The 12754-nt window shown below is 45.4% G+C and carries 15 protein-coding genes and 2 pseudogenes; 11 read left to right on the plus strand and 6 right to left on the minus strand.

The features are described from left to right. Positions 1 to 111 precede the first annotated feature (111 nt). Positions 112 to 1236, minus strand: coding sequence for a G1 family glutamic endopeptidase (locus AN477_RS07790; RefSeq protein ID WP_054968612.1), 1125 nt, complete (start codon positions 1234 to 1236; stop codon positions 112 to 114). A 239-nt stretch (positions 1237 to 1475) separates the two neighbouring features. On the opposite strand from AN477_RS07790, the gene AN477_RS07795 reads away from it, so the two are divergent. Beyond that, positions 1476 to 1742, plus strand: coding sequence for a type II toxin-antitoxin system HicA family toxin (locus AN477_RS07795; RefSeq protein ID WP_054968613.1), 267 nt, complete (start codon positions 1476 to 1478; stop codon positions 1740 to 1742). Beyond that, positions 1729 to 2091, plus strand: a complete 363-nt coding sequence (locus AN477_RS07800) for a type II toxin-antitoxin system HicB family antitoxin (protein ID WP_054968614.1) — start codon at positions 1729 to 1731, stop codon at positions 2089 to 2091. Before AN477_RS07795 ends, AN477_RS07800 begins: the two co-directional genes overlap by 14 nt. An 82-nt stretch (positions 2092 to 2173) precedes the next feature. Here the strand turns inward: AN477_RS07800 and AN477_RS07805 are convergent, their stop codons facing one another. Continuing rightward, positions 2174 to 2665, minus strand: coding sequence for a hypothetical protein (locus AN477_RS07805; RefSeq protein ID WP_157061865.1), 492 nt, complete (start codon positions 2663 to 2665; stop codon positions 2174 to 2176). Positions 2666 to 2801: 136 nt separating this feature from the next. Here AN477_RS07805 and AN477_RS07810 point away from each other — a divergent pair, with 136 nt between their 5' ends. Together AN477_RS07810 and AN477_RS07815 are read left to right on the plus strand one after the other, a co-directional pair. Next, complete coding sequence (locus AN477_RS07810) at positions 2802 to 3224, plus strand: hypothetical protein (RefSeq protein WP_054968616.1); 423 nt, start codon at positions 2802 to 2804, stop codon at positions 3222 to 3224. Between the two features lie 25 nt (positions 3225 to 3249). Further along, positions 3250 to 3597, plus strand: coding sequence for a hypothetical protein (locus AN477_RS07815; protein WP_054968617.1), 348 nt, complete (start codon positions 3250 to 3252; stop codon positions 3595 to 3597). A 109-nt stretch (positions 3598 to 3706) separates the two neighbouring features. On the opposite strand, the gene AN477_RS07820 is transcribed toward AN477_RS07815, so the two are convergent. Beyond that, the gene (locus tag AN477_RS07820; RefSeq protein WP_054968618.1) at positions 3707 to 4288 is read right to left on the minus strand and encodes a MerR family transcriptional regulator; all 582 of its coding nucleotides are present in this window, start codon (positions 4286 to 4288) and stop codon (positions 3707 to 3709) included. 520 nt (positions 4289 to 4808) lie between these two features. Between AN477_RS07820 and AN477_RS07825 the strand changes: the two genes are divergently transcribed. Both AN477_RS07825 and AN477_RS07830 read left to right on the plus strand, forming a co-directional pair. Next, positions 4809 to 5564, plus strand: coding sequence for a helix-turn-helix domain-containing protein (locus tag AN477_RS07825; protein WP_054968619.1), 756 nt, complete (start codon positions 4809 to 4811; stop codon positions 5562 to 5564). 270 nt (positions 5565 to 5834) lie between these two features. After that, positions 5835 to 6701, plus strand: coding sequence for a tyrosine-type recombinase/integrase (locus AN477_RS07830; protein WP_169787862.1), 867 nt, complete (start codon positions 5835 to 5837; stop codon positions 6699 to 6701). A gap of 921 nt (positions 6702 to 7622) precedes the next feature. Here the strand turns inward: AN477_RS07830 and AN477_RS07835 are convergent. Further along, positions 7623 to 7889 carry a hypothetical protein gene (locus tag AN477_RS07835; protein ID WP_157061867.1) on the minus strand — a complete coding sequence of 89 codons (267 nt, stop codon included), beginning with the start codon at positions 7887 to 7889 and terminating at the stop codon, positions 7623 to 7625. A 414-nt stretch (positions 7890 to 8303) separates the two neighbouring features. Here AN477_RS07835 and AN477_RS07840 point away from each other — a divergent pair, with 414 nt between their 5' ends. From AN477_RS07840 to AN477_RS07855, 4 genes are all read left to right on the plus strand, one after another. Then, positions 8304 to 8555, plus strand: a complete 252-nt coding sequence (locus AN477_RS07840) for a type II toxin-antitoxin system Phd/YefM family antitoxin (protein WP_054968622.1) — start codon at positions 8304 to 8306, stop codon at positions 8553 to 8555. Further along, on the plus strand, positions 8552 to 8977 hold the full coding sequence (locus AN477_RS07845; RefSeq protein WP_054968623.1) for a type II toxin-antitoxin system VapC family toxin: 426 nt from the start codon (positions 8552 to 8554) through the stop codon (positions 8975 to 8977). Before AN477_RS07840 ends, AN477_RS07845 begins: the two co-directional genes overlap by 4 nt. A gap of 104 nt (positions 8978 to 9081) precedes the next feature. After that, on the plus strand, positions 9082 to 9450 hold the full coding sequence (locus AN477_RS07850; protein ID WP_054968624.1) for a hypothetical protein: 369 nt from the start codon (positions 9082 to 9084) through the stop codon (positions 9448 to 9450). An 86-nt stretch (positions 9451 to 9536) separates the two neighbouring features. Then, complete coding sequence (locus AN477_RS07855) at positions 9537 to 9746, plus strand: hypothetical protein (RefSeq protein ID WP_054968625.1); 210 nt, start codon at positions 9537 to 9539, stop codon at positions 9744 to 9746. Positions 9747 to 9952: 206 nt separating this feature from the next. Here the strand turns inward: AN477_RS07855 and AN477_RS07860 are convergent. Then, positions 9953 to 11500 (minus strand): annotated as a pseudogene (locus AN477_RS07860) (Tn3 family transposase); the annotation flags it as partial. Between the two features lie 77 nt (positions 11501 to 11577). After that, a complete protein-coding gene (locus AN477_RS07865) occupies positions 11578 to 12183 on the minus strand; it encodes a recombinase family protein (RefSeq protein ID WP_054968626.1) in 606 nt (201 codons plus the stop codon). A gap of 217 nt (positions 12184 to 12400) precedes the next feature. Here AN477_RS07865 and AN477_RS07870 point away from each other — a divergent pair. Then, positions 12401 to 12625, plus strand: a pseudogene (locus AN477_RS07870) (DUF4158 domain-containing protein); the annotation flags it as partial. Positions 12626 to 12754: the final 129 nt, after the last annotated feature.

The following is a 12754-nucleotide window of genomic DNA, read 5'->3' on the forward strand; positions in this document are numbered from 1 at the left end:
CCCACATGCCCTCAAACGCCTAGAGTTTAGCCTAATTAACCGTTCCTTCTTAATCCTACTTGAACAGGACAATGAAATCCTGCGAATGAGCGAGCATTCGTGAGAAAAACCTTATTCCACGAGGGAGTCCCAAAATGTATTTGATGATGTTATTGCAGCATTCGCCAAAGGGGTTCCGGTTGATGCACCATTGGATGTCATCTCTATGTGTTCGTTGTTTAATGCCCCAACTTGATTCCAACTATTATAGATGCTATATACTTGGGCTTCAAAGAAATCAGCTTGGGAGAAATCAGCCAAAGGTGTAAAAGAACCGCCTACTTTTGGACGCTCACAAATAAATTCTGCGTATCGCCCGTCGTAGTAGATTGAGGAGTTAGATAACTGTGCAGCAGATGATGTATTGTCAGTGTAATCAATAACATCAAAGAGTGTGGTGCCAGTTGAGCTGTCGTAACTAACATACGCCTTAATATGATCCCCGGTATGTACGACTACACTAGGCATATCAATTTGTTTACTGTCATACCCAGAGTTCAAATATTCATACCAAGCAACCATCTGTCCGCCCGTGTCGATAGCGGTACCATCTTGTAATAAATCAGAACTACTATTAGCAGCTCCTCCTAACCCAGCCCATGTAGACTCTTGGGCATTAGGGTATGATGATAAGTATGTCCAAGATGGTTGATAGAATTCACCTGATGCGATAGTCCATTCGTTGTAACTTGATGTTGCCATATAGCCAGACCAATTGCTGTACCATGAGTCTTGTGTTGAATTAGACGTGTTGGTACTTGACGTAGTACTGGATTGGCCGTTGCTGGTGTCTGACTGAACAACAATGTTTTGAGGGTAGCTAGTCGGACTTTTATGATGACTTACAAAGGAAGACCAATCTTGCATCTCACTTTGGTACTCAGTCGCGGAAAGGGATGCTTTATCAGGGCGCGAAGGATACCCATATTTCAATAAATCTTGATTACTTGCAGTGTAAGGGTTAAATGACGCCGGAGGAATAAAAAATGAATTTTTCACTCCATCGATATAATAAATGTACTGTTTTGATCCATCAGTTAAATTTTTGACAGTAGCTAATGGAATGTTTCGTCTGACAGAGGACTTCGTCAAATTAGTCCCAGATACAGAGCTCGCGTAGGCAGGAACTATCAACCCAGCAGTTGTAAAGCACATAGTAGCTACAGCGAGAAATTTGGCTTTCCACGCATATCTCATTTTACCATCTCCGTATGTAATTACTAACTCTATCGCGTCCATATTATCATATGATAGTTTGTCTCTCCCATCCTGGCATTCAAACACCTTCCTCTCGGTGTCTTAATGATATGCCGATATACTGACCACTTGTCCCATAACGGCAGTTATGTCCCCAATGATACACACACTCATCTTTTTGCTCGCACAAATTTTAATCTTGGCTATAAAATGATATCAAATGGTGATACTATTCATATATGAATACGCGCCAAAAGCAGACCTTACAGAACGTTTTTGAGGACCCAGTACGTTCGAATATCCTTTGGACGGACATCGAATCATTATTAAGGGCTTGTGGAGCCGAGATTTCCGAGGGTAAAGGGTCTCGTATCCGCATTGCTCTAAACGGGGTCAGAGCCGTGTTTCACCGGCCTCACCCACAAAAGGAAACGGATAAAGGGGCCGTAAAGTCCATGCGCCGATTTTTAACGGAAGCGGGAGTGATGCCTGATGATGAATTATAAAGGCTATCTGGCGCGTGTGGAATTCGACGACGAAGTGAATATTTTTCATGGAGAAGTCATCAATACACGAGATGTCATTACATTCCAAGGTGTATCGGTGGATGAACTCCGATGTGCGTTTGAGGAATCTGTAGAGGATTACCTTGCCTTTTGTGTTGAACGGGGTGAGGAGCCGGAACAGCCGTATTCAGGAAAGTTTATGGTTCGGCTTAGTCCAGACCAACACCGACTTGCAGTACTGGCAGCGAAAAAGTCAGGAAAGAGTTTAAATGCTTGGGTTGCTGAACAGATCGGCCGTGAGGCCAAAAATGAACTTGGTTTGGACGGAAATACCTCTTCAGCTTTTTAATGCGGCATAAGAAAACACACCTGTTTGAAGCTCGACGGCAGGTGTGTTTTTTCGTCCGGTAACCGGTCATTATGTTATCTACCTACTTGACGGAATCAGCAATTTTTATTAGCTCTGACTCAGACAGAAGATTGTAGGGATGTACGATAAGGTTATAGATTTCATTACCTTGTTGCCAAAATAGTGTTCCACTACCCTTGACATATGTCGCAGTCCGTCCGTTACTCATATAAACAGTTGGCTGATGATAAGGAATTTTGATTAGGCCGCTACCCGTAGGTGCTACATACTCGGCCATTGAGTTACCTTTACCCGCATAAACAATGGAAATTTCCGTATTATTGGAATCGCCCTTTACTACAGTTGTGATCTGTCCCCATGATTGAATTACACAAAAAGGTAAGAAGGTTGGTTTCTTCACAGGAAAATGAGCTGCCTTGATTACTTTGTCAACAGACGTTTGAGTCAATAGTATGGTGTTTCGTTGAGCGTACGTAAACCCGACTATAGCTAACACTACTGGAATGGCTATCGTCGGAAGTAACCACTTTCTCATTTTCATCACCTCATCCAACTCTCAAGTATCCTTACCTAATTGAAAATTTTAACTAACGAATATGCTGATTGGAAGTATCTAGGGACAAAAGACCTATTACATTAGTTGTTTTAATGTTCGATACTGGATATATGAGAGAGAGGAGGAGAACGTTATGAAAAAGAAGCAACAATTTCTCGTTGCTGCATTTGCATCATTGTCAATGTTCGCCTTACCTGCCGCGGCCTATGCATCAACAAGTCCATTGATTCAGTGGGACCAGGTTACTTCGTATTTACCAGTCAATGATTCATACTATTTCTATTATGACGACGCTCCTTATATGGATGTTACACAGTGGGTTGACAATGGACAGGCTTCGCCCCCACCTGCTGATATGGTTTATGATGTTTACAGTAGCAGTAATGGCAACAATTACTCTTCGGAAGTATACGGTACTTACACGAGTTCAGATGGCTTCGCTCAATGGTATATTTCTACAGCTGGTTACTATAATCTAACTATTTACAATGCCTCCTACTGGTACAACTCACAATACGGACAACCAACAGACGGTAACGGGTATGTTCATTATTGATGTAGAGAGGAAGGGGAATAGGAATATGAGAACATGGGTAAAAATCGGTACTATAACAGGCATTCCAGCTGCTGCGTTAGTGACTTTTGGAATAGTAACAGTTGTTCATGCATCAAGTCCAATGCTTAACGGCCATTCGGCACCAGCAGAACCACAACTGACTCAATCACAAATTGATAAAGTTGCTTCAACGATTCAAGACATCGTTATGCCAGATGGGTACTTTGTGAGAACTTCCAACCCTCCACAATTCAGATCAGACCAAATTACTCATAGCAAAGCTGAGGCATTGCACAATCCTAACATACAAGAAATTATATTGCCCTACGGAACTTTTGTACGAGCACAACAACCTACGCATAAACAAAACTGATACTTCATTAGTCAGATACGCTGTTAGACTTATTTTCAAGTCCGTCTAGCAGCGTATTTTTATATTATAGTAACCATACTTAGAACACAGTCCGATATCGGATGTTACGTTACCCAAACGGCCACCATCGGCGTTTTTTCTGCTCCTGGGCAGCTGCGACTTCGCGTTGTGCTTTTTCGTGCATCATCCTTAAGGTCTCCATGAGCTTGCGGTCCCGTTCCTCTAGCCGGTCATCGATAAAATCCCGTAAATGGCTATTTTCCTCTCGAACAGTTCTTAACTCATCCTCCAAGCGTGTTTCCGTCTCAGTGAGTTCCTGAATAAAGTGTTGTTCCATCTTGACCATTTGCTCGCGAATTTCCGTTTGTTGCTCAAATATCGCGACAATCGCTGATTGTAGGCCCACTATATCCTTTCGCTCATGCGCTTGAGTTTCACTCACGGTCACTACATCCACTGTTGCCGGGAATTCCCGTTGTAACAACTCTGCTACTTGATCCGTGTTAAATCCAGCCGTATAGAGGCTCTGTACTCGTTTTAGTACATCCCTCGCCTGCGGGTGGAATCGACGTGCCGATCCGTGTCCCTTTGTCGGTAATAAATCTGGAAAAGATGACGCCCATCGACGTGCTGTGCTATCCGCTACCCCTAATTCTCTAGCCAGTTGAGGCAGTGTCGGCCAATCATCCACTATCTCATCCCTCACTTCGCTCACGTAGGCGCTACAACGCTCACACAAGCGCAACGTCCAGTTTTGTCTTTTATTTTCTGAGTTTATAAGTTTTTTCGCTCATGCGCTCACTATTCGCTTTCGCTCATAGATGGAGTTTCGACGTGGTATTTAAATCTCCTGTAGGTGTGTTGGATGGGATAACCTAAGCGAGGAAAGGAGTTTATTACTCTAGTAATTTTTGTCGAATGTTTGCTATGATAATCCTAATCGAATATTCGAACGGAAAAGTATAAAGCCAACGGGGTTAGTAGTGTGGGGACACTAACTAACCTCTGCACCACCGTGCGAGAGACGGTGAACAGGCGCTCCGTTGACCTTATTTAGAGGTTATAGTAGTTATGCTAGGTTTATTCTACAGGATAAATCAGCGACTCATCAACCATCTAAATGCAACGGATCATAGACTTAACAGCCCTGTCACCTACTACGGTCGGCAGGGCTTTTTACTTCTCCGTTATCCAAAGGGAGAGGTTAATTTATGACACAAGAGTTTTTGCAAGACAATCTGCGAGTGTTTGTTGTTCCGGTGGAAATCCTAGATGTACCCGAGACATCGATTTACGAAAAGATGGCCTACATGGTATTACGTTCTTTTTCGAATCCTCGAGAAGCGGTCGCGTTTCCTTCGTATGCCACAATCGCACGCCTGGGCAGCATGAGCCGTCGACAGGCGATCTATGCGGTTCAAGGATTAGTTGCAAAAGGTCTGCTTCGGAAAGAAATGCGATATGACGTCACCAAAGACCGTAAAATCCGCAACACCTCAAACAAGTACTACATGGAGCGCCCAGTAGTGCAGGAGATGCACCACCCTAGTGCACAGGAAGCACCCCCCCAGTGCACCACGTGCACCCCCCCGGTGCAGGAGATGCACCACCCTAGTGCACCACGTGCACCCAAACAAAATCATTTAACAGATCTACATGAACAAGATCATTTAACAACAACAGAAGAAAACGATGTTGTTGCTATAGAGAAGTGTTTAGGGAAGAAGGTTAAACTATCTGACCTTAAACGCTGGATGCAGCAATACGGGAGGGAGTACATTTTAGCGAAAGCTCAATACATAGCTGCAACCAAAAGCAAGTACAGAAACGTAATCGGTGCCTTCCGAAAAGCCATTGAAGAGGATTGGGATACAGAAGCATTGTCAGAGGTAGCAGCAACAAGCGATAAAACACGAGTCCGCGATGAACGGTATAGTGCATTCTATGACCTGTTCCCAGACCTCTAATAAGGGCTCTATTTAAGGGCTCTATTCGCCTTTTTAAGCCCATTGAATGCCTTTATCATTGTTTGCTACATAAAAGTGTATAAAGTCGCTTCTATGGGCATTTATGTTCGTCTAGAGAAGGAATTTAATAGATTGGCAGTAGAAGGGATGCATCCCTTTATACCCTTCTGACAAGTTGGCATAAAGACGGCGTAAAAGTTCTTCTAAAGTACATTACGCTTTTGACAGGGGAGTCTTTTGCCAAGTAGTCATGTAGGGATATATCAGAATTTGAGACGCCAGTTAGACAAACTGTTTCGACATGTGAATCAGGGGAGCATTGAAACACGTTACCGCTATTTTGAGGCGACCGACCGGTTTTGCCAGTTTGTAGCAGAACGATTTCGGCTGCAGAAGTTCGAGAATGTTCAGGGTAAGCATCTTATAGCGTATCTGCAGCACATGCAAGAGAAGGGCCTTCGTGCATCGACCATTAAGACGGACCTGAGCGCGATCCGTTTTTTTCACGACCAGACGAACAGCCGTTATGAGCTTCCAGATAACAAGGCCATTGGTCAGCAGTTCGGGGCCTCAATCGAGCGTCGGCATTTTGGCCAAATTGCACGTGCGTGGAGCGATAGTGAGTATCGAAATGCCTTAGAACTGACGGCAGCCCAAGGGAAGCCTCAAATCGGTCGGTTGATGGAGTTTGCGCGGGTTCTCGGACTCCGATTACATGAGACAACTAGATTGACCACTCCGATTCTCCGTAAGGCCTTAAATGATGGGTATCTGACGATTAAGGGGAAAGGCGGCTTAGTTCGGAATGTACCGCTAACCGGCACCTCAAGAATCGTTATCCAGAAAACCTTACAGGAGTATGGTCGACAGCGGCAGTCGCGATTGTTCGTGGGTCCAAGCGAAAAGGCCCACCAGGTCAACAAACAGGTGGAAAACTGGGTTTACACACACCGTGACCGATTTACGGAGGGAGAGGTAAGGCTTACATTCCACGGACTTCGTCATGCGTACGCGCAGGAACGGTATTCGTATCATCTACAGCGTGAAGGTGGCGACGAGAAAGCGGCGAGGATGGCGGTGAGTCGGGAGTTGGGCCACGGGCGGGACGAAGTGACGCGAATTTATCTAGCCAAGTGAGGACTGCGGTAGAGGGCATAGTTCGGGCTAGTCACGGCCTGGGTGTTTCTGCCCAGTTTCCGAGTTAGTTTAGGAGGCATATGTGGCTGTCGTACGCGCGGTCTGCGCCATTTTCGGCGAGGGTCCGGCGGCCACTGCAACTGTCTCTGTCTTGCACTCCGTCCAATACAGAGACAGTTGCAGCTGGGGTTTATCGTTGAGCACCTGTGTCGCATACCCTTGTTGGGTTCCGCATTGGCGGATGCGACATGCGAGCGATGGGTATCGGCGATGTGCCTGGGCGCTAGCCCAACCCGCATTATGGTCCGTGTGCCGGCGGACTTACCCGGTGTTGCTGTCCATGTTCGGCAATCGCGCGGTAGCGCTACGGTGCATCCTTCACTCGGATGTTTCACTGCGAACTGGATGAGGTATATGATCTGGCATGCGGCGGGCTCAAACATCAAGCGCTACCGTTCCTTCCGTCATTGCCAGAGTGGCGGAAGGTCTTACAAATTACCTGTGTCGTAAACTACTCCACGTCCTTTTCTCGCTAAATTCAGCGGTACTTTGTACGCTTCTTCGTTTACTGTGCGTCCATTATCCCAATGGGCACACTCATCACCTGATGTACCAGGGATGAATACACCAGATGACTTCCAACTGCACGGCGCAATATCAGGATACGCGAAAGGGAACCGGTACTCTGTGTGCTTCTTGGCTTTCGCTACTCCGCACCTTCTTCTCGGTTTACATACAGCGCTCAGGAAGAAAGCGTGATATGTCCCTTTACCCACGTGCCGCGAATTTCGCGTCCACCTTTGAATGACGATGGTTTTCGCTCGATAGAGTGGGGGATTGATTTGATAACCCTATCGTAATTCGCATGGATGAATCTGTAAAGGACAATCTCAGGGGTCATCGTTGCGTAGACATTCATATTCAAAACGTCGTTTTTTCAGGGTGGTTGTTGTAAATCCACCCAGGCCGTTGAGAGCGCCAATGCTTATCCGCTGTCCACGGTTTTAACTTCTCGTATTCCTCGATGTCACTCTCCAAAAACAAACGGACCTTCCCGTTTGAAACGGTCATCACCGGTTTCGGGAAGTCCGAATCCAATTTGATCCGCTGGTGAATCCCCTGCCGCGACCAGTCCCACCGTGTCTGCAGATCTGCAATGCTCAAAAGCCGGGGAAGTTCCGCTGCCAAACCGAGCACCTCCATGAACGAAATCCCGAAACGAAAAGCGAAGCGTTTTAGTGCAGGGCGCATTTATACATTGACGTTCGTCAACGTGTGCGACATTCCTCCTTCGTCGGAAGCAAAAGCAGCGTGGCGCGGCCTAGAGATTTTCGGGCCTGCCGTCCCAAACCCTGCTTAGGGTCGATGCCCCCAGGCCCCCATAAAAAGCGCAGCGTATCGAATCGATTTGAATTCCATACGCTGCGCTTTGAGGTGACTGTACCCGTGTTTTAGGGTAGATAGATCGATACCGATTTTATGATGGTTCGCTCTCCTGAATAACACGATTTCCATTATGCCTCACGCCCAAATTTAAGTTCCGTGTATGTTGATTACAGTATATAATATATCTAGACAGTCTGGATGAATGGGGGTCCGTTGATGAGTATGGAATGGCAGCTTCAAGAGGCAAAAAATCGTTTAAGCCAGCTTATAAAAGAAATCGCACATGATGGTCCGCAAATCATTACGGTTCGAGGAAAACCAGCAGCGGTTCTTTTGTCCGTTGAAGAGTACCAACGTCTAACGAGTCCACGAACGAAGTTGACGGATTTCTTTAGGGAGTCCCCTTTATGTAGTGAAGAACTTGATTTAGAAAGAAGTTCAGATTTGGCTCGTGAGGTGGAACTGTGAAATATCTTCTGGATACCAATGTGATTTCTGAGCTAATCAAGAGGGAGCCGAATCTTGGGGTTGTTCGGTGGATTAATACACATCATGAAAGCACATTGTTTCTGAGTGTGATTACCTTAGGGGAGCTTCAGAAGGGAATTTCGAAGCTAAGTGACCCCGACCGGACAAAACGGCTGCAAAGTTGGGTCGATCAGGATTTGGCCAAACGATTTGAAGGGCGGATATTACCCGTCGATCTAGATGTGATGTTCAATTGGGGGCGGATACAAGGTGCATCGGAGAAGGAAGGGGTTAAATTACCCGTCATGGATAGTCTGATTGCAGCTACAGCAATCACACACAATTTAATTGTCTTGACCCGCAATGTTCGCGATTTAGAGCGCTGCCGGGTAACGGTTTATAACCCTTGGGAAGCCGAATAAATGCCCGGCTTCACCATGAGGCTATTTTTATAAAAATGTTATTTACATGTATAAAATACAACAATATAATATACCTGTAAATAACATTAATGAAGGTGATGTATATGGCACGACCAAAAAAAGCAGTGAATGAGGTACGGGACAATCGGCTTACGGTTTACCTCACAGACACTGAAAAGGAATCTTTATACCGCGTCTCAGAAACCCAGAATCGCCCCATGACGCAGCTTGTGAACACAGCCGTACAAGAATGGCTGAATCGACTCATTGACCCGCCAGAGGGCCTGAAAACGGCCCGATACGAAAAGATTATGGAACAGGATACCGAGATGTTGCGCGGGTTCATCTGCCGAAACGGACACCCTTTTTGGGTAGAATGGATACAACCTACGAATCCCCGCTGTTGTCCGGTATGTGGTTCAGAAAGAGAAATCCGCCGGATCTGGGATGGGACAATTCATAAGGGCTTATAATTTACATGTTAAAAACGGTTATAAATAAAAATGGAAAGTCGTTTAACGATCAACACCCGCGGGAAGCGCATGAAAGAGGACACCATATGAAATTAAGCGAAATTAACGCGCAGTATGAACACATCATGCAATCTGACATGACAGACACAGAACGAGACAAGGCACTAGCAGCCCTTATGGACTTCATGGAATGGGAGTATAAAATCCCTGCTTTGGTTTCTTCTGAATGGGAAGAAAAACACCGAACCATCATAGCCTTGTACCGCAAACTGAGCATGTCCCGTACCACTGTATAGCCATAACAAAGGAGCAGGAGTGTGAATATGGATGTACCACATGAACCTTATTTTTACAATTGTGGCGGTGTAAATCCGCGTTTTGTGGGCGGGACCTCATATATGGGGAATGGAACCTGTATGGGGTACCGCCAACAAAATGACGTAAAACCCACGCTAAGACAGTTTCTGGAACACAAAGGATCGGATTTTTAACGTTAAGCATCTTATTGGATTCTAAGTGGCCGCAATCCATTCACGGTTTCAGGTAACTTTGAATTAAAGGTGTATTCACCAAGGAAATTAATATGCTCCCAACCCAGTGGAGAAATGTGGTTCAGCAAGTCCTCGTTTAATGTACCTGCTTTCCTCTTGAATTCGGTCGCCTTAGCCAGATATACGGTATTCCAGACGCTGATGGCGTTGATCAAGATGTTCAAGGCGCTAGCACGCTGAAGTTGGTCCTGAAGTGCCCTTTCACGAAGTTCTCCATATTTTCCAAAGAAGATGGCTCTTGCCAGCGCGTTCATCGCTTCACCTTTATTCAGCCCTCGGTGAATTCTTCGCCTTAATGTTTCGTTTGAGAGATAATCCAAAATAAAGTTTGTCTTTTCAATTCGGCCCATTTCTCTAAGAGCTGTAGCAACACTGTTTTGTCGAGAGTAAGAGCCGAGTTTTCCCATGATGAGTGACGCTGACACCAAGCCCTCTCGAATTGAATGGGCCAGTCGAAGAACGTCATCATAGTTTTCACGAATGACTTTCGTGCCGATTTGCCCGCGTAGCAGTTTCTCCAGTTTTGGGAATTCAGTGGGTTTTCCGAAGGTATAGAGCTTTGAATCCGATAAATCGCGTAATCGTGGAGCAAAGCGAAAACCAAGGAGATGCGTCAGACCAAAGACTTGATCGGTGTAACCGGCTGTGTCGGTGTAATGTTCTTCGATCGCCAAATCTGTTTCATGATGCAATAGTCCATCAATTACATGCACGGCATCCCTGGAGTTCGTGTTAATCACTTTGGTATAGAAACTCGAAAACTGGTCACTCACAAATCGATATATCGTAGCTCCTTTCCCGGTTCCGTAGTGTGGATTGGCATCGGCATGGAGCGCGGCAACACCGATCTGCACACGCATTCCGTCCGACGAGGAGGTAGTACCGTCTCCCCAGAATGATGGCAAAGCCAGCCGATGGTGAAAATTTACAAGAACGGCTTGCGCTTTGTTCATCGCGTCCTCGTAGAGGCGCCATTGCGCTACATTTGCCATTTGTCGATACGAAATACCAGGGGTGGCTTCCGCCATCTTGGTTAGTCCAACGTTCGTTCCCATCGCCATGAGAGTGGCAAGAAGAACAGTGGTTTCTTCGTCATTTGGTGAACGGTTTGTTGAGGCATGCACAAACTCTTCGTGAAATCCGGTCCATTGAGCTACTTCCATAAGTAAATCTGTTAGTTTGACGCGAGGTAGCAATTCGTAGAGTGATAAGCTAAACTCTCTTGCTTCATCAGGTACGTCCTTTTCCAGGCGTTCAACGTGGAATTTCCCGTTCTCTAGGTTAACTCCCGCGAGTACATCGGCGTTTTCGGATACCCATTGCAGCCGCTGTGAGAGCGATTCGATCCGCTCCTCCAAATACTCATTGACGGATGTACTTACAGCCAATTTCGTGTCGGATTGCTGAATCCGATTCCATTCGGTCTTCGGCAGAAGGTATTCGTCAAAATCTTTGTGCTGTCGGCTACCAACAATAGATATATCCCCTGAACGAACATGGGTGTTTTTGCCCATCCCCCCGAAAAGGTTCATTTCAGGTTTTTATCTATCGCCCGATTAGGAGTGGTCGTTAACAGTTAAAGATTCGCCTCGTACTCCTTAACCCTTCTGTAGAAGGTATTGCTTTTCATCCCCACTCTTTTCATAGCTTCCACAGCTGTGATTTTATTTTGTTTCCATTCGGGATAGACGGATTTAAAGGTGTCGTCAATCTCGAACTTCCTTCTCCCAAATTTGACTCCCTTCTGAACGGCTACTCGAATCCCTTCTTCTTGCCTTTCCCGTATTCTTTTGCGCTCATCCTCAGCCATATAGCTCAATAATTGCAGAATTAAATCCGAGACCAAGGTCTCAATGCCGTTCAGATTTTTATATTTCGTGGTGTCAAGAAGGGGCATATCTAAAACGGCAATATCAACTCTTTTGACTTTGGCCAATTCCTGCCACTCGTCCAAAATCATTTGTTTATTACGTCCCAATCGATCAAGCGACTTAATATATAAAGCATCTCCACCTCGAAGCATTCGTTTCATTAATTGGTACTCCGGTCTTTGAAAATCCTTACCGCTAGCCTTGTCTACGAATATGTACTCTTCCTCAATGCCCATCTCTCTGGCGGCAGAAAGCTGCCTTTCTAACGACTGGTCCTTACTACTGACTCTGGCATAAAAAAAAGTCCTCATGGATATCCTCCATCTTCCGGGAGTAAATGGAATACCTTTGGATGCACGAACTGTATTAGAGCATTTTTATTGTATTTCCATTTCAAAATATATACAAGTAAATTGACATGTTTCAAATCTAATTATGTTAAACTTATGACATACGGAACTGACAGCAAACAGACTCTTTCAAAAAGTGTACTTTTTGAAAGAGCTAATTGTGGGGAATGGAGAAATCATGGTTGTTGAAAAAACAGAAATCCAGCAAAAACGGTTAAACATTCTGGATGAGGATGAATTGAAAGCGATTTTTGGTAGACCACGCTTTACATATGAGGATCGTTGTCATTATTTTTCACTCTCCCAACCCGAGAAAGAGTTGGTGCAAGGACTGCATTCTATCAAATCCAAGGCTTATTTTGTGCTGCAACTCGGTTATTTCAAGGCCAAGCATTTGTTTTTCACGGTAGTGTCCCGTCAAGTGGTGTAAATTTGAGTGCAACCCCTTAGTGTCGGCTATTTATGCAACACTGACGTTGGCGCCAGCAATTGCTGTTCGTCGGTACCGGTGAGTTTTGCCATGGACTCTCGG

It is taken from the genome of Paenalicyclobacillus ferrooxydans, assembly GCF_001399675.1.
GTDB classification, from domain to species: Bacteria; Bacillota; Bacilli; order Alicyclobacillales; family Alicyclobacillaceae; genus Alicyclobacillus_B; species Alicyclobacillus_B ferrooxydans.

Bases quoted from the DNA above. Each gene is read 5' to 3' on its own strand.
- AN477_RS07840 (WP_054968622.1), top strand. From the start codon at position 8,304: ATGAGTATGGAATGGCAGCTTCAAGAGGCAAAAAATCGTTTAAGCCAG.
- AN477_RS07825 (WP_054968619.1), top strand. From the start codon at position 4,809: ATGACACAAGAGTTTTTGCAAGACAATCTGCGAGTGTTTGTTGTTCCG.
- AN477_RS07855 (WP_054968625.1), top strand. From the start codon at position 9,537: ATGAAATTAAGCGAAATTAACGCGCAGTATGAACACATCATGCAATCT.
- AN477_RS07850 (WP_054968624.1), top strand. From the start codon at position 9,082: ATGGCACGACCAAAAAAAGCAGTGAATGAGGTACGGGACAATCGGCTT.
- AN477_RS07790 (WP_054968612.1), bottom strand. From the start codon at position 1,236: ATGAGATATGCGTGGAAAGCCAAATTTCTCGCTGTAGCTACTATGTGC.
- AN477_RS07815 (WP_054968617.1), top strand. From the start codon at position 3,250: ATGAGAACATGGGTAAAAATCGGTACTATAACAGGCATTCCAGCTGCT.
- AN477_RS07800 (WP_054968614.1), top strand. From the start codon at position 1,729: ATGATGAATTATAAAGGCTATCTGGCGCGTGTGGAATTCGACGACGAA.
- AN477_RS07865 (WP_054968626.1), bottom strand. From the start codon at position 12,183: ATGAGGACTTTTTTTTATGCCAGAGTCAGTAGTAAGGACCAGTCGTTA.
- AN477_RS07810 (WP_054968616.1), top strand. From the start codon at position 2,802: ATGAAAAAGAAGCAACAATTTCTCGTTGCTGCATTTGCATCATTGTCA.
- AN477_RS07795 (WP_054968613.1), top strand. From the start codon at position 1,476: ATGAATACGCGCCAAAAGCAGACCTTACAGAACGTTTTTGAGGACCCA.